Source organism: Chryseobacterium sp. MIQD13, assembly GCF_050496705.1.
GTDB lineage: Bacteria > Bacteroidota > Bacteroidia > Flavobacteriales > Weeksellaceae > Chryseobacterium.
In genome coordinates, this window is record NZ_JBNWAF010000002.1 from 93339 (window position 1) to 108398 (window position 15060).

Genomic DNA, 15060 nt, shown 5'->3' on the forward strand with positions numbered 1-15060 from the left:
AACAAAATAATTAATATAAAATAATATACGTCCGGACCACACAATATTTCTTGTGTGGTTTGGCGTTAATATTGCACATATTTTTTTAATTGAAAGATAAATACATGAAAAACTGGATCCCGATACTTCTAATATTGCTTACCCTCTCTTCTTGTAAAACAAGAAATGCCGCCAAAAATAATAACGGCAATACACAGGACAGTACAATCGTAGCAGATGACAACGGAAATCCCAAAGATGCCAATGAGCCGGTAAGAGATAAACTTACCTTCTATGAACATGTACTTATCCCGCCAAAATTTGATCAGATCAAGATCAACAGTAAGGTGAATGTAGAGACCGGAAGTTTTATCCCAACTCTTGATGCTGTTATTTATATTGAGAACAATACAAAGGTTTGGATGAACCTTCAGGCATTTTTCTTTACCGTGGCCAAAGGTATCGCTACTCCGGAGGGAATCAAAGGACAGGACAAAACCAGCAAAACTTATATTGATTCAGATTTTGATTATCTGAATAATCTGCTTAATGTAAATTTCATCGATTACAAATCGCTGGAAAAAATATTGATGGGAAGAACCTTTGTAAAAATCAGTGATTCCCAGTTTACCCTGACAAAAAATATGCAGGGGTTTAAAATGGTTTCCAATACTAACCAGAAGATCGTTACAGACCAAAAAACAAGAGAGTATAAAATTACACTTCAGTATGACACCAATTATGATCTTCTGAGTGTTAATTTAAAAGATGTTTTAACTCCAGATGAGCTGGAAATCTCTTATAGTAACTGGAATGAATACAACGGAATCCGACTTCCAAAAAATGTTAAAATAATTATAAAAGGTTCAAAATCTAGCCAAATTTTACTGGAAAACACGAAATTTGACTTTTCGAGGATGGAAACACCTTATTCTGTACCATCCAGTTATAAGAAAATTGAGATTAAATGATTAAAAAATTTAGCTTTTTAATAGGTATTCTACTGTTCGGCCTGCATCAGGGACAGCAGAACAAGGAACAGCTTCAGAAACAGAATGCCGATCTTAAAAAACAAATTGTACAGATAAATACAGATCTGGCTAAAACCAGAACTGAATCCAAACTTTCAGTTGCCTATCTTAATAATGTCAACAAAAAATTAGTTCTAAGAGAAAAGGTTTATACCAACACTCAGAAGGAAAAAAGATTTATTGAAGACGAGATCTATCTGCGCCAGCTGGAAATTAACCGTCAGAATAAAGAACTGGCAGTTCTCAGAAAGAACTATGCTGAAGTTCTTGTCAATGCTTACAAAAATAAAGGGGTCCAGAACAAAGTAACCTTTATTCTTTCATCTAAAAATCTGGGAGAAGCTATACGAAGAGTACAGTATCTGAAACAGTATGCTGACTATCAGGATAAAAAAGCTGCAGAGATAAGCAATGCAGCAGCCCAGATCAAAAAATCAATCGCACAGAAACAGAGTTCCGCAAGGGAAAAAGATAATCTTCTCGTTAACCAGCAGAAAGATCTTGCCACAATTAATGCAGAAAGAGCACAGAAAGAGCAGCTGCTGGCAGATTTCAAGAAAAATGAAGCTAAACTTACTGTAGAGCTTAAGCAGAAGCAGGTTCAGTCTAAAGCTTTAGAAGGCCAGATCAGGGCAATTATTGCAGAAGAAATCAGAATAGCAAAAGCTGAAGAAGAAGCAAGAAGAAAAGCCGAGGCAGAAAAAATCCGTATGGCTAAAATTATTGCAGACAGAGAAAAAGCAAGAATTGAAGCTGAAGCAAAAGCCAGAGCTGAAGCCCTGGAAAGAGAAAGAAAACTTGCCGAAATCGAAGCTAAAAAAGCAGCTGATCTTGCCGCTAAAAGAGCTGAAGAAGAGAGAAAACGTAATGAAGAGGCAGCGAGAGCTGAAGCCAATGCAAAAGACGAAGCCAGAAGAATAGCTGCTAAAAAAGCATCGGATGAAGCTAATGCCAGAGCAAAAGAAGCATCGGACAAACTTATTGCCGCAAGAGCAGCAGAAGCCGCACTGAACAAGAAAAAAGAAGAAGAGAAAAAGGCCGCCGAAACCAAAGCAATGACCAGCTATGGAGTTACTACAACCACTGGTAGCAGTTTTGCAGACAGCAGAGGAAGACTTGGCTATCCTGCAGACAGAGCCGGACAGATCACCCACAGATTCGGAAGACAGCCTCACCCGGTTTTCAAAAATATTGTTGAAGAAAATACAGGTATTAAAATAGCAGTACCTTCAGGTACCCGTGCAAAATCCGTATATCCCGGAACAGTCTCTTCTGTATTGGCAAACAGTGACGGAACCAAAACCGTTATGGTGAAACACGGAACCTATTTTACGATTTATTCCAATTTAGGAAGTGTAAGCGTATCCAAAGGACAGCAGGTTTCTTCCGGAACTCCGGTAGGTACAGTAGCTCAGGATTTTGATGGCTCTTACACCCTTGATTTCCAGGTATGGAACGGAAATACGCCAGTTGACCCATTAGGTTGGATTTCATATTAAAAAAAGCGTAACTTTGCAAAAATCTTAAGAGATGAACACACTAACAATACTTGCCTTATCTTGGCAACACATCCTTATCGTGGCTATACTTTTGGTATTGCTGTTTGGAGGAAAGAAAATTCCGGAATTAATGAGAGGAGTCGGTTCAGGGATCAAAGAATTTAAAGATGCAGTAAAGGAAGAAGACAAACCGGGTTCTGAAAACAAAACCTCTTCTACCAACAATAATAACACTACCAGCAACTAAAATTCCTCAGAATTAATGAATTTTACTGAGACTGCATGGAAAGTCTTCAATCAATCCATTGAAGATTATCACGTGTCCGATGACGTTAACGCTCTAATTAATAACCCGTTTGAAAAAGACAGTTTGGAACGGATTTTGTATGCAAAGAACTGGATTGATACCGTTCAATGGCATTTGGAAGATATTATTAGAGATGAAAATATTGATCCTGCTGAAGCTCTTCAACTGAAGAGAACAATAGATGCATCCAACCAGAAAAGAACAGATCTGGTAGAATTTATCGACAGCTGGTTCCTTACAAAGTTTGAAAATATAACTCCCAGACCTGATGCAAAAATCAATACAGAAACTCCCGCTTGGGCTGTAGACAGATTATCAATTCTTGCATTAAAGGTTTATCATATGTCGTTAGAAGCCACCAGAGAATCTGCTTCTGAAGAGCACCGTGCCAATTGCCAGACTAAACTGGATGTACTGCTTACTCAGAAAGAAGATCTTTCAACTTCTATAGATCAGTTGCTTACTGATATTGAATGCGGTAATGTTAAGATGAAAGTATACAAACAAATGAAAATGTATAACGATGATAGTCTTAACCCGATCCTTTATCAAAAGGGGCAACAGTAATGAGAAAACTATTTTTTTTTGGAGTACTACTATTAATCATAACTTCCTGCGCAACGGAGAAGCTTAACCTTTCGCCGTTGTCTAATAATTTTTATAGCGAAACTAAAGGTTCTGATTCCGACAGAGGGGCAAAAAAAGGTTTTGATATCAACATCAAAGAAAATGTAAATGCTTCTGAAATTTCAAATCTGATTTCAACTTTTCCAAAGTTTAAGAATAACAGCTTGAATGATGAAATTACAAGTTTGAAATACAGTCTTCAGAATTATTTATATGCCATTGATGCCAATAACTCGGCAGGAAAAAGCAGAGCCATTAAAAGCTTCGAAAAATCATACAAGAAAATTCAGAAACTCAGACAGCAGCTTGGCAAAGATGATGATGAAGTTCTTAACAGATATCTGGTTCGTCTAAAAACCAATATTTCTGTAATTGAAGATTCTATAAAAGGAAATTAAAAACGAACCACTATTAATGATTAAAATTCAGGCAGAAGCTAATGTTCCCACAGAACACGGCTCTTTCCGAATGATCGCTTTCTCTGAAAACGAAAACGACTGGATGCCGCACATGGCCATCGTAGCAGAAAATACAGATTTTTCAAAACCGGTGAACGTACGTTTCCATTCTGAATGCATTACCGGAGAAGTTTTCCATTCAAAAAAATGTGAATGCGGGCAGCAATTAGACGCCGCAATGAAATACACCCATGAACACGGAGGGATTATTGTTTATCTTCGTCAGGAAGGGAGAAATATCGGGATTATCAACAAACTCAAAGCATATTCTCTACAGGAAAAAGGTCTTGATACAGTACAGGCTAATCTTGAACTGGGCCTTCCCGCTGATGACAGAAACTTTGGGGTAGCTATTGAAATCCTTAACCTTTTAGAGGTAAAAGATATCAACTTACTGACCAACAATCCCGAAAAGGTAAAATATGTTGTAAACAGTAATATCCATCTCAATTCCAGGGTTCCTTTACAGATTCCTGCCAATGAAATAAGTAAAGGCTATTTACAGACAAAAAAAGACTTCTTTGGCCATCTTCTGGATGACAATGATAACTAAATAAAACAAAGCTTCAGAAAATTTCTGAAGCTTTGTTTTTTATATTAAAGAATATTCCTTCCGGCTCTATAAACTTAGATTTCCTACAGCAATTTTCAAATCTACCACTCCACTCTGTATCAATTTATATCAACAGAAAAACTACAATAAAGTCAAAACTATAATTGTAAAGTAAAAGGCTCCAAGATTTCTCCCTGAGCCTTTTTAATAATTATAAAAAACTGAAAAGATATTTCTAATTAATTTATCTTAGTACTTTTGTACTTTAGATTCATCAAGATTATAATACTTAACTACTGCATTGTAATCACTGTAATCTACACTGGCTTTTTTAGCACCGCCAATACCTGTACTACTAGCAGGAACAAGTACAATTCTGAAAGTCTGATTATTTAAATAGGTACCAATCTCTTCAGATGTAAGATCTGTTGGCAGATTAAAATTCTCATCATCAATTCTGATTTCTACATTTTGAGAATTAAAAACAAAGTTATAATCAAATACTCTGTTTGTCGGCTTATTGGCCACGTTCGGTAAGTAAACAGATTTTGGGATTTGTTGCCAAACGTTACCGGCAACCAATCTATAAACTAAAACCACATCTGTACTTGGAATATTAAGACCTTGGGAAATAGTATAATTACCATTACTTGAAAAAGTTCCTGTAATATCCTTCATTTGAGAAATTGTATCATAATCCTGCCCCTGTACAACATCATCATTATTGTCGCAACTGTAAGCTGTAAAACCTACAGCGCCCAGAAATAAAAAGAGAAGTATTTTTTTCATTTTTAGAAAAGTTTAGTTATTATTATTTATAATGCATATTCAAATCATATACCAAAAATTGCAAAAACTTTGTTTTCCTCATTTTTTTAATCGTATTTTTGTTCTTATTCAAAAGATCATGAAGAAATTATTATATACTTCCCTCTTTATTTTTTCATTAATAAGCTTTACAGCCAAAGCTCAGTACCAACCTAAAAACATTTCTAAAGAAGACCTGAAAAAAGCTCATCACTGGGTAGACAAAACCTACAGATCGCTTTCTCAGGATGAAAAACTGGGTCAGCTGTTTATTGTAGCACTTTATACAAACAAGGGTGAAGACTATATTAATCAGATCAGAAACATTGTCGTTAATGATAAAATCGGAGGATTGATTTTAATGCAGGATGATGCCGCCAGAGAGATTAATCTGGTAAACGAATTTCAGCAGAAATCAAGAATTCCGATGATGATCGGGATGGATGCAGAATGGGGACTGTTTCAAAGAATTGCCACAGCACATAAGTTTCCCTGGGCTATGACCCTTGGAGCCATACAGGATAAAAACCTTATCTACCAGATGTCCGCCAAAATAGCGGAAGACTGCCATAGAATGGGAATCAACTGGGATTTTGCACCTGTTGTTGATGTGAATACCAATCCGAACAATCCAATTATCGGAAACAGAAGCTTCGGTTCTGAGGTTGATAATGTGATCAGCTCTGCACTCTCTTATTCCAATGGCCTTCAGGACAATACAATCCTTGCAGCCATCAAACACTTCCCGGGACATGGGGATACCAGTACGGATTCCCACCTGGATCTACCTGTAGTTTCCCATAATTTAGACAGGTTAAATACTGTTGAGCTGGCTCCTTTTAAAGCTTTAATGGATAAAGGAATCGGTGGCGTCATGGTTGCTCATTTATATGTTCCAAGTCTTGAATCCGGAAAAGGAATTCCTGCTTCAGTTTCCAAAAACATTATTACAGGACTGTTAAAAGATAAACTGGGCTACAAAGGTTTAATTATCACTGATGCCCTGAATATGGGTGCTGTAGCCAATAAATACAAACCAGGCGAACTGGATGCACTCGCCTTTAAAGCAGGAAACGATATTATGCTTTTCTCTCAAGGAGTTTCGGAAGGGAAAAAACTTATCCGAAAGGCTATTGAAAAGGGTGAAATTCCTCAATCAAGAGTGGAAGAAAGTGTGAAGAAGATTTTATTGACAAAATATTTCCTGGGACTTGATAAATACACTCCAAAAAGTCCAGAGAATATCAACAACGATCTGAATAATGATTCTCACAAAACTTTGGTCCAGAATCTTTATGCCAATGCACTGACTTTATTAAAAGATGATCAAAAACTGCTTCCTATTACAGGAAAACAGGTTTATTACGTTCCGTTGGAAGAAGCTCCTTATCAAACTTTTGCCAACCAGCTGGGCTCTAATGTGATGATCAAAAAAGCAAGCGAGATCAATACAATTCCTGCAGGTTCTACAGTAATCGTAGGGCTCCATAAGGATAACTCAACAGCATACAAGCCTTATAAAATCTCTGCAGAATCTAAGAAAGTTCTTGCTGACCTTACCAGAAATCAGAACGTTATTTTAAATGTTTTCGGAAGTGCTTATGCTTTAAAAGATATTGATATTTCAAAAGTATCTACCGTTCTTGTTTCATATGAAAATAACGATGATTCAATGACAGCAACAGCCAACGCCCTGAACGGAAAAACAAAAATAGGCGGCAGACTGCCTGTTCTCGTTAATGATCAGCTTAAAGCAGGTATGGGAATCGACAGCATTCCTTCATCTGTTTCGAATACAACAGTTTTTACAACACCAAAACAACAATAATCTAATGAAAATAGGCATACTTTGCTATCCAACATACGGAGGAAGCGGAATTGTAGCAACAGAACTGGGAATGTCACTAGCCAACAAAGGCTATGAGGTTCACTTCATAAGCTCTGCACTTCCCGCGAGATTAGACATTACCAACCCTAATATTTTTTTCCACAGGGTGAATGTACAGACCTACCCGCTTTTTCAGTATCAGCCCTATGATATTGCATTAAGCTCGATGATCTACCGTGTTGTGAACCTTTATAAGCTGGATCTGCTACATGCTCATTATGCTATTCCGTATGCATATGCTGCATTTACGGCAAAACAGATGCTGAAGGAGGATAATAACGATATTCCATTGGTAACAACGCTGCATGGAACAGATATTACCCTTGTCGGGCAGCACCCAAGCTACAAACATGCTGTAGAATTCTCGATCAACCAGTCAGATGCTATTACTTCGGTTTCTGAAAGTCTTAAAAAAGATACACTGCAGTTTTTCAACATCAAAAAGGAAATACAGGTGATTACCAATTTTATTGATAATTCTGAATTTGACGACTGTACAGAATGCCAGAGAACGCAGTTTGCCAATCCGGATGAAAAAATCCTGATCCATGTTTCCAACCTTCGTCCCGTGAAGCGTGTAGATGAAGTGCTTCAGATCTTCAAAAACGTGGAGAAAAAAGTAAAATCAAAACTGATTATTATAGGTGAAGGACCGGATATGGAAAAAGTAAACCAGTTCCTGGAAGAAAATCCTGAACTTATTTCAAAGATCCGTCTTTTAGGAAAAGTAAATGATCTGTATAAAATCCTGCAGCTGTCCGATGTATTTTTACTGCCATCCGAGCAGGAAAGTTTCGGGCTTGCAGCTCTTGAAGCTATGGCAGCCTATACTCCAGTGATCAGCTCTAATGCCGGAGGAATTCCCGAGGTAAATATCCAGGGAGAGACCGGATTTTTAGCTGAAATTGGAAATGTGGAAGCTATGAGCAATTACACGATAAAGCTATTGAGCAATGAAGAGCTTTTAACTCAGATGAAAGAAAATGCGAAGGATCAGGCTATAAAATTCGATTTGAAAAATATTCTTCCTATATATGAAGAAATGTATAGAACGACTATAGAAAATTTTAAAAAGGAATTTTCAAAAGTATAAAAGAAGTCGTTATATTATCAATAGCCACAATATTTAAGAAATATTTGTGGCCATTTTTTAATGATATCTAAACTATTGATGTAGTGGAGCCAAATAAATTAATTGATCATTTCTCAAAGTATATAAAGCTCAGTATTGAAGAAATTGAATTGATCGATTCTTTATTCACACCCAAAAGTCTGAAAAAGAAGGAATTCTTATTGAGAAGCGGTGAAACCTGCAGAACAGAAAGTTTTATCATCAACGGGTGTCTGAGAACTTATTCAATTGATGAGAATGGATTTGAGCATACACTTACGTTTGCCATAGAAGATTGGTGGACCGGGGATTTATTAAGTTTTTTCACGGAAACACCTTCTTTTTATAACATTATCGCATTAGAAAATACTGAAATCCTTCAAATCACAAAAGCAGATTTAGATAAACTATATCTTGAAGTTCCAAAACTGGAACGTTATTTCAGGCTACTCATCCAGAATGCATATGTATCACAGCAACAAAGGATTAATCAAAATCTGTCCCAAACAGCTGAACAGCGGTATCTGGATTTCATTGGGAAGCACCCTGCATTTCTACAGAGAATTCCACAGAAACATATAGCTTCATATCTTGGTATCACTCCTGTATTTCTAAGTATGCTCAGGAAAAAACTGGTCCAAAAGTAATTTCTTCAACTACTTTAATTTTTTTGTTGGCTGTTATCCTCAATTTTATGAAATGAAAAATAAAATTTTTAACACCAACAGGGATTGGACAGGATTTGTGATTAGACTCACACTTGGATTAATAATGTTTCCGCATGGAGCTCAAAAAATGTTTGGCGGGTTTGGCGGGCCCGGATTCAGTAAAGAAGTGGAACATCTGACAGAACATATGCATCTGCCCTGGATTATTTCAGTAATGGTAATTCTAACAGAGTTTTTGGGATCTGTTTCTTTAATTATTGGCTTGGCTTCAAGATTATGGGCCGTAGCTTTTGGCATCTTGTTCGTTAATATTATCTTCATAGCTCATTTAGAAAATGGTTTCTTTATGAACTGGTTCGGAACCCAGAAAGGTGAAGGCTACGAGTATCATCTATTGGTGATAGGATTATGTATTGCTTTAGAATTGAACGGAAGCGGAAAGTATTCCGCAGATCAATTAATTTCTAAAAATAACGGGTGAACAATCTTTCTCTTGAGTATGAACAGAAATACACATCAAAATAAAAAAACTTAACAGCATTCTCTATAAGCTCCACTTATAAAATATTTTTTCTATAAATCAATAAATGTATAGAATGGTTATAGAAAACCTTAACAATAGCTTCCGGAAAGTATTATATTTCTGTTATATTTATCGTCATACTCATGACAGAAAAATTACTTCAATATCTTTGGAATCATAAGATTTTCAAACATTTCGACTTCAAAGATATCGAAGGACACCCCGTTGAGATCATCAGCTTCGGAAAGTGGAATACAGATGCAGGCCCGGATTTTCTCGATGCAAAGATCAAAACAAAAAATCTCATTATTGCCGGAAATATTGAACTGCACATCCGCGCTTCCGACTGGATTTTCCACAATCATTCCCAGGATCCAAATTACCAAAATGTTATCCTGCATGTCGTTTATCAGAATGATGCAGAAATCCACGACCTCATCTCAAAAAATATTCAGACTCTGGAACTGAAAGATTATATTGATCACAATGTTCTTTGGAAATACGAAAAACTCATCAACGGAACTCAATTCATTCCGTGTGAGAATATTTTTGATTCTTCTAAAATTCCAATTGATTTCCATGAGGCCAATGTTCTTAAAAAGTTGGATGAAAAGTCTCAGGAACTGGAAAAAAGCTTAGAAAAGTACAGGAATAATTTTGAAGCGATCCTTTTCCACAGTCTGGCCTACTCTTTCGGATTAAAGGTGAATGCTCCTATTTTCAGGCAAATCGCAGAATCCATAGATTTCAGTGTTATCAATAAAATCCGTCAGAATGAGTCACAGCTTGAGGTCCTGCTATTCGGTATTTCAGGCTGGCTCGACCATCCAAAAGATGAAAAAATGATATTATGGAAAAGAGAATTTGAATTCATCAGGAAAAAGTTCAATATTCCGGATCTGACAATTCATCCCAGGTTTTTAAGACTGCGTCCTCCCAATTTTCCTACAATCCGCTTTTCCCAGCTGGCAGATCTTTATTACAGACATCAGAATCTGTTTTCAAAGATCATTAAAGCTGAGAATATAGATGAACTGTACAGTTTTTTCACTCCAATAAAAGCTTCCGAATATTGGGACTTTCATTTTAATTTTGGAACCGTTTCAAAATTTCAGCCTAAAACTTTAAGCAGGAATTTTATCGGGCTTGTCATCCTGAATACAGTACTTCCATTAAAGTATACCTATCATAAATATCACAACGAAGAAATTACAGAGGAAATACTTGATCTTTACAGGAATACAGCCGCCGAAAAAAATGCTATCACCTCTGAATGGAAGAAACTTGGCTTGGAAATTAATAATGCACTGGAAAGCCAGAGTCTTATTTATCATCATAAAACCTCGTGTGAAGAAAAAAATTGCTTAAATTGCAGTATTGGATTTAAACTTTTAAAAGAATCTTCAAATGTTTGATAATATCCGCCACAAAATGGAAAGAGAATGGTTTGGCGTTCTTACAAGAACAGGTGCTAAACTGGGGATTCCCGTATCCAAATTAAGGATCTTCTTCATCTATTCTACTTTTGCAACTGCCGGCTTTTTCTTTTTAATCTATCTGGGACTGGCATTTACGCTTTGGATCAAAGATATTTTTATCACAAGAAGACCAAGCGTTTTTGATTTATAATTATGGAATTTTTACCGATTACTTCTGCTGAAGATTATAGAGTTCAGGACATCTATACATCTTATTCCAGTACTTTTCCCGAAGATGAGCAAAGGGACTGGAACCAATTTAACGCCTTATTTTCAAATCCTTATGTGAAAGTAATCTCAGTACTTCATGAATCTCAGGCTATCGGCTATCTTATCATCTGGGAACTGAGTTCTTATGTTTTTGTAGAACATTTTGAAGTCTTTGAGGCATTCAGAAGCCAGAAGCTGGGATCACATATTACCGGTTATCTTTTTAAAAATTATCCCCGTATCATTTTGGAAATAGAACCTGATCATTTGGGAGAAGATGCCAAAAGACGTTACTCTTTCTACCAGAAAAACGGATTTACCCTGATTGATGAAATGTATGTACAACCGAGCTATGGCGAAGGAAAGAAGCCTCTGGATCTTTGGCTGCTCGCCAATTATACTCCGGAAAACCTGAAGAATGTGAAAGACGAAATTTATGATGTCGTTTATCATTAAAATATAAAAACTGCTGGAAATATTCCAGCGGTTTATTTTTTTAACCACCCCATCAAAGCTTTGATTTGCCACCCCTCCATAGGAGGGGAATTACCAAACGACTATTTGTCTGTATCAATCTGTTTATTTGTGAGAAAATAAAATTTCATTTGCTCCCACTGATCTCACAGATCTTCACAAATAACTATGCTAATTAACTTCGTATTCCAGTTTTATGGTAATATTTGCCTCTTTTTCTTTGGAGGAAGTATTGAATGTTCCGCCATAAGAATAGTCTTCATTAGAGTTGGGCTCCGTGATTTGAATAACACCCATCGTGGCCTTTTTAAGATTTCCCAGGCTGCTTCCTGAATTTTCTGCAATTTTCTCCGCTCTTTCTTTAGCGTCTTTAGTTGCACTGGCAATCATTTCCTGTTTTACAGTTGCCAGTTTGGTATAAAAATAAGATGGAGCCGAAGAAGTGAACTCGATACCACGGTTAATGATCTCCGTAATATTTCTGGAAAGATTTTCAATTTTTACAACCTCCTTGCTTTCAATAGAAACTTTTTGGGTAAGATTGTAGCCGGAAAACTCCCCCTGTACATAATTTCCGTTTGAGTCGTTATAGCTTCTGAACTGTTTTTGAATATCTACAGAAGAAAACACAATCTCGTTCTGCTTAATCCCTTTTGAAAGAAGATAGTCATTGATCACCTTTCTGTCTACAGCCAGCTCATCATAAGCTGCTTTTAAATCGGAATTATTCTTGGAAAAACTTCCGGACCATGTGATCAGATCGGAAGTGAACTGTTTGGTGCCCAATCCCGTCACAGAAATGGTATTTTCCGATTTATTCCTGTTTTTAATGGCATTCCCTAAAAAGCCAAGCCCAAGGACAAATCCAAGTGCTCCGATTGCTACTGCAATAATATTTTTATTCATAGAAATTGTGATTTGATTGATTTTATATAAGATACATCAATTTTTATTCCGAATTTTAAGAATTTCTTAACATTATTCCGGTATTTTTTTCTGTTTTAATCTTTCCAGATAAACAGGCATTGTTTCTTCCATTCCCAGTAATGCTCCGGATAAGTTTTTTGCTTTTACATAGGTTCGGATTTGTGGTTTAACTTCAAAAGAATATTGTATAAACTCTGAAATTCTTTCTTCCGGAATTCCCACTTTTGTAAAATATTCATTATCTACTCTATTCCGTACCCAGGCAATATGCTCCTGCAGATCATCATACCTGTACTGCCTTTTCTGACGTCTTGCCTTCCCACTTATCAGATCATAAACTCCCTGCACATCCAGACCGCCTAAAAGTATCGGAAGAAGCACCTGTTTTACCTCTGCCGGTTTTTCCCTCATTTTTCCAACGGGCTGTGGCAAACCTACCGCCTGTTCCACAACCTCTCCTTTATCTATTTTTGAGGCCAGTCTTGAATCCGTTTCCAGATCACCTGTCGGTTTTTTAGCAACCTTCACCTCTTCAATCTCTTTGGGAATCGGAATCATAGTGACCAAAAGCGGCGAATTGAATCCATTGGCCGGAACTGTAGCAAAAACTCTCAGGAAATCTGCTTTTATAAATCTCAGCTCATCATTTGGGAAAGCTTCGATGGAAAACAGCCCCATAGAATTGGAATAGACTTTTTGATCACTGGACATATTAATAACAGTAACTGCGCTTAGATTTTCACCGCTGTCATCAGTGATACGTCCCTCCACTCTCTGCTGTGAAAAGAAATTATTAAACATGAAGACAAGCAGAAAAAAAATTTTTCTCCAGCTCCCAATGCTTATATTTCCAGATATAAAGCTCATTCTTCCAGTTAAAATTAAATATTATCCAGCTTATGAGTTTTCCTGTATTCCGCAAAAGCAACCTTTAATTCATATTCAACAATATCAGCCTTGAAGTTTTTCCTGTACTTTTTCGCCATGGTACGGGTATCGTTGGCGTAAACTAAAAAATGATCTATCTGTTCCTCATCCATACCGTATTTTTTCAGAAACCCTAAATCTATTTCTTCTTTTACTCTTTTAAGAAAATCCTGTGTTTCCGTATAATCAGCCTTAGTTATTTTAGGTTCTGTTGCTTTTTTAAACAACCCTACAGCAGCATTAAAAACTCCCAAAACATCTACCTGCCCTGCTTTATAATCCTGTCCGGAAAAGGTTTTTGAAAGTGTGTTATCAGGTAAAGGCTCATTTAGCGGGCTTTTCATATATTCATCTAATTCTGATCTTAGAGAAGTCACTTTTCTGGATTCATTAAGATGTTTGTTATCCCTTTCCAGATTACCTGTGGGTCTGTAGGCAATCTTTACTTCCGGGATTTCTATCTCCATTTTATCAAGAGTGATCATTAACGGAGAATCAAAGTCTTCCTTTTTTAGTTTTTTATCAACACGGTAGTATTCTTCTTTTACAAACCGTAATTCATCGTTTTCTGATGCTTCTATCGTGAAATTACCTGAAGTATCACTCAATGTGCTTTTCTGGCTGGAAACATTGATAACTAAAACAGGGTTTATATTTCTTTTACTGTTATCCGTTATTATTCCTGTTATCTTCTGTTGGGAAAAAACTTCTGCTGAGACAAAAAAAGGAACTACGTAAAGGCTGTGTTTAATATAAGTTCTCATTTGCATCTATTTTTGAGTCTGTGGAGCACGGTAGGAAGAAATTCTTGTCAGCACAAACCGTTGAAACCTATACAAGTCGGCATCACTGCAAAAACCATATTTCAGAATACTTTTCCTTTCAAAACCGCCTGCAAGAACATAAGTTATAAAATGGTCTATCTGAGGTTTTTCTATTTTCAGGTCAGTAAAATATTCCTCACCAAGAGCTGCTTTCAGATAATTGGCAAGATCAATATCATCCCATTTATTTTTAACTTTTCCGATAGAAAAGCCCTGCCCTTTCGGCTGTACAAATTCACCGGGTTTTGCTGCAAGTATTCTTGGATCTGATTTCTGGGCAATATAACGGTCAATATCTTTTATTAGTTTTTCTACCTTTTTAGGCCTGCTCAGATTTTTTGAATCAATCCTAAGATCATTGGTAATACCTTGCTTTATTTCTACTTCAGGAATCAATATTGTTGTTCTTATTAAAGTAATATTAATAGGAGATTCTATATTTTCTTTGGTTACTTTTTTAACAAGACGATCATAATCTGCCTTTACAAAACGAAGCTCATCCCCTTCTCTTCCGGAAAGCATAAAATGTCCGTCCCGGTTGGTAAGCACTCTTTCAGTCGTTCTGATATTAATTACCGTCACATCCTGTATTTCTGAATGATCTTCAGAAGTCACTTTCCCAAAGATATAATTTTGGGCATTGGCATTAATGAAAAAAAAGGTAGTTAAAAGAAAGAGTAGTTTAAATTTCACGGAAAGTTTTTTATTGAGCAAATCTAAAATTAATTTTAAACTAAATGACAAGTTTAACCACAGTTAACGTGTTTTA

18 protein-coding genes are annotated in these 15060 nt (G+C 36.4%); 13 read left to right on the forward strand and 5 right to left on the reverse strand.

Annotated elements, in window-relative coordinates; translation table 11 throughout:
* The first annotated feature begins 104 nt into the window (after positions 1-104).
* Genes ACQWU4_RS07515 through ribA form a run of 6 tightly spaced genes read left to right on the forward strand, consistent with a single transcriptional unit; the run spans position 105 to position 4454 of the window.
* A complete protein-coding gene (locus tag ACQWU4_RS07515; protein ID WP_429935168.1) occupies positions 105-950 on the forward strand; it encodes a DUF4292 domain-containing protein in 846 nt (281 codons plus the stop codon).
* The gene (locus tag ACQWU4_RS07520) at positions 947-2509 is read left to right on the forward strand and encodes a peptidoglycan DD-metalloendopeptidase family protein (RefSeq protein WP_429935169.1); all 1563 of its coding nucleotides are present in this window, start codon (positions 947-949) and stop codon (positions 2507-2509) included. The genes ACQWU4_RS07515 and ACQWU4_RS07520 overlap by 4 nt, the downstream gene beginning before the upstream one ends.
* 31 nt (positions 2510-2540) lie before the next feature.
* Positions 2541-2756 (forward strand): twin-arginine translocase TatA/TatE family subunit, encoded by a 216-nt coding sequence (locus ACQWU4_RS07525; protein ID WP_034702992.1) that lies wholly within the window; start codon positions 2541-2543, stop codon positions 2754-2756.
* Between the two features lie 15 nt (positions 2757-2771).
* Positions 2772-3383 carry a DUF4254 domain-containing protein gene (locus ACQWU4_RS07530; RefSeq protein WP_429935170.1) on the forward strand — a complete coding sequence of 204 codons (612 nt, stop codon included), beginning with the start codon at positions 2772-2774 and terminating at the stop codon, positions 3381-3383.
* Positions 3383-3841, forward strand: a complete 459-nt coding sequence (locus ACQWU4_RS07535; RefSeq protein WP_429935171.1) for a hypothetical protein — start codon at positions 3383-3385, stop codon at positions 3839-3841. The genes ACQWU4_RS07530 and ACQWU4_RS07535 overlap by 1 nt, the downstream gene beginning before the upstream one ends.
* Before the next feature lie 16 nt (positions 3842-3857).
* Positions 3858-4454 carry a GTP cyclohydrolase II gene (ribA, locus tag ACQWU4_RS07540; RefSeq protein WP_429935172.1) on the forward strand — a complete coding sequence of 199 codons (597 nt, stop codon included), beginning with the start codon at positions 3858-3860 and terminating at the stop codon, positions 4452-4454.
* Between the two features lie 249 nt (positions 4455-4703).
* On the opposite strand, the gene ACQWU4_RS07545 is transcribed toward ribA, so the two are convergent.
* On the reverse strand, positions 4704-5243 hold the full coding sequence (locus ACQWU4_RS07545) for a hypothetical protein (RefSeq protein ID WP_429935173.1): 540 nt from the start codon (positions 5241-5243) through the stop codon (positions 4704-4706).
* Positions 5244-5361: 118 nt separating this feature from the next.
* Here ACQWU4_RS07545 and ACQWU4_RS07550 point away from each other — a divergent pair, with 118 nt between their 5' ends.
* The 7 genes from ACQWU4_RS07550 to ACQWU4_RS07580 all read left to right on the forward strand — a co-directional run bounded on the left by ACQWU4_RS07550 (position 5362) and on the right by ACQWU4_RS07580 (position 11595).
* The gene (locus ACQWU4_RS07550) at positions 5362-7089 is read left to right on the forward strand and encodes a glycoside hydrolase family 3 protein (protein ID WP_429935174.1); all 1728 of its coding nucleotides are present in this window, start codon (positions 5362-5364) and stop codon (positions 7087-7089) included.
* A gap of 4 nt (positions 7090-7093) precedes the next feature.
* On the forward strand, positions 7094-8242 hold the full coding sequence (gene bshA / locus ACQWU4_RS07555; protein WP_429935175.1) for an N-acetyl-alpha-D-glucosaminyl L-malate synthase BshA: 1149 nt from the start codon (positions 7094-7096) through the stop codon (positions 8240-8242).
* An 83-nt stretch (positions 8243-8325) separates the two neighbouring features.
* Positions 8326-8907: a Crp/Fnr family transcriptional regulator gene (locus tag ACQWU4_RS07560; protein ID WP_429935176.1), complete on the forward strand. Its 582-nt coding sequence runs from the start codon at positions 8326-8328 to the stop codon at positions 8905-8907.
* 52 nt (positions 8908-8959) lie between these two features.
* Positions 8960-9409, forward strand: coding sequence for a DoxX family protein (locus ACQWU4_RS07565; protein ID WP_429935177.1), 450 nt, complete (start codon positions 8960-8962; stop codon positions 9407-9409).
* 185 nt (positions 9410-9594) lie between these two features.
* Positions 9595-10866, forward strand: coding sequence for a DUF2851 family protein (locus ACQWU4_RS07570; protein ID WP_429935178.1), 1272 nt, complete (start codon positions 9595-9597; stop codon positions 10864-10866).
* Positions 10859-11080: a PspC family transcriptional regulator gene (locus ACQWU4_RS07575; protein WP_034725857.1), complete on the forward strand. Its 222-nt coding sequence runs from the start codon at positions 10859-10861 to the stop codon at positions 11078-11080. Before ACQWU4_RS07570 ends, ACQWU4_RS07575 begins: the two co-directional genes overlap by 8 nt.
* A gap of 2 nt (positions 11081-11082) precedes the next feature.
* Positions 11083-11595 (forward strand): GNAT family N-acetyltransferase, encoded by a 513-nt coding sequence (locus ACQWU4_RS07580; RefSeq protein WP_429935179.1) that lies wholly within the window; start codon positions 11083-11085, stop codon positions 11593-11595.
* A gap of 189 nt (positions 11596-11784) precedes the next feature.
* Here ACQWU4_RS07580 and ACQWU4_RS07585 read toward each other — a convergent pair whose 3' ends face one another.
* The 4 genes from ACQWU4_RS07585 to ACQWU4_RS07600 all read right to left on the reverse strand — a co-directional run bounded on the left by ACQWU4_RS07585 (position 11785) and on the right by ACQWU4_RS07600 (position 14984).
* On the reverse strand, positions 11785-12519 hold the full coding sequence (locus tag ACQWU4_RS07585) for an SIMPL domain-containing protein (RefSeq protein WP_429935180.1): 735 nt from the start codon (positions 12517-12519) through the stop codon (positions 11785-11787).
* 72 nt (positions 12520-12591) lie between these two features.
* Positions 12592-13407 carry a carboxypeptidase regulatory-like domain-containing protein gene (locus ACQWU4_RS07590; protein ID WP_429935181.1) on the reverse strand — a complete coding sequence of 272 codons (816 nt, stop codon included), beginning with the start codon at positions 13405-13407 and terminating at the stop codon, positions 12592-12594.
* 14 nt (positions 13408-13421) lie between these two features.
* On the reverse strand, positions 13422-14231 hold the full coding sequence (locus ACQWU4_RS07595) for a hypothetical protein (protein WP_429935182.1): 810 nt from the start codon (positions 14229-14231) through the stop codon (positions 13422-13424).
* Positions 14232-14237: 6 nt separating this feature from the next.
* Positions 14238-14984 (reverse strand): hypothetical protein, encoded by a 747-nt coding sequence (locus ACQWU4_RS07600; RefSeq protein ID WP_429935183.1) that lies wholly within the window; start codon positions 14982-14984, stop codon positions 14238-14240.
* Positions 14985-15060 lie beyond the last annotated feature (76 nt).

What these genes read in the sequence shown, in the direction of transcription:
- ACQWU4_RS07570 (WP_429935178.1), top strand. Translation starts at nt 9,595, where the DNA reads ATGACAGAAAAATTACTTCAATATCTTTGGAATCATAAGATTTTCAAA.
- ACQWU4_RS07525 (WP_034702992.1), top strand. Translation starts at nt 2,541, where the DNA reads ATGAACACACTAACAATACTTGCCTTATCTTGGCAACACATCCTTATC.
- ACQWU4_RS07580 (WP_429935179.1), top strand. Translation starts at nt 11,083, where the DNA reads ATGGAATTTTTACCGATTACTTCTGCTGAAGATTATAGAGTTCAGGAC.
- ACQWU4_RS07530 (WP_429935170.1), top strand. Translation starts at nt 2,772, where the DNA reads ATGAATTTTACTGAGACTGCATGGAAAGTCTTCAATCAATCCATTGAA.
- ACQWU4_RS07585 (WP_429935180.1), bottom strand. Translation starts at nt 12,519, where the DNA reads ATGAATAAAAATATTATTGCAGTAGCAATCGGAGCACTTGGATTTGTC.
- ACQWU4_RS07520 (WP_429935169.1), top strand. Translation starts at nt 947, where the DNA reads ATGATTAAAAAATTTAGCTTTTTAATAGGTATTCTACTGTTCGGCCTG.
- ACQWU4_RS07550 (WP_429935174.1), top strand. Translation starts at nt 5,362, where the DNA reads ATGAAGAAATTATTATATACTTCCCTCTTTATTTTTTCATTAATAAGC.
- ACQWU4_RS07590 (WP_429935181.1), bottom strand. Translation starts at nt 13,407, where the DNA reads ATGAGCTTTATATCTGGAAATATAAGCATTGGGAGCTGGAGAAAAATT.
- bshA (WP_429935175.1), top strand. Translation starts at nt 7,094, where the DNA reads ATGAAAATAGGCATACTTTGCTATCCAACATACGGAGGAAGCGGAATT.
- ACQWU4_RS07565 (WP_429935177.1), top strand. Translation starts at nt 8,960, where the DNA reads ATGAAAAATAAAATTTTTAACACCAACAGGGATTGGACAGGATTTGTG.
- ACQWU4_RS07595 (WP_429935182.1), bottom strand. Translation starts at nt 14,231, where the DNA reads ATGAGAACTTATATTAAACACAGCCTTTACGTAGTTCCTTTTTTTGTC.
- ACQWU4_RS07535 (WP_429935171.1), top strand. Translation starts at nt 3,383, where the DNA reads ATGAGAAAACTATTTTTTTTTGGAGTACTACTATTAATCATAACTTCC.
- ACQWU4_RS07545 (WP_429935173.1), bottom strand. Translation starts at nt 5,243, where the DNA reads ATGAAAAAAATACTTCTCTTTTTATTTCTGGGCGCTGTAGGTTTTACA.
- ribA (WP_429935172.1), top strand. Translation starts at nt 3,858, where the DNA reads ATGATTAAAATTCAGGCAGAAGCTAATGTTCCCACAGAACACGGCTCT.
- ACQWU4_RS07515 (WP_429935168.1), top strand. Translation starts at nt 105, where the DNA reads ATGAAAAACTGGATCCCGATACTTCTAATATTGCTTACCCTCTCTTCT.
- ACQWU4_RS07575 (WP_034725857.1), top strand. Translation starts at nt 10,859, where the DNA reads ATGTTTGATAATATCCGCCACAAAATGGAAAGAGAATGGTTTGGCGTT.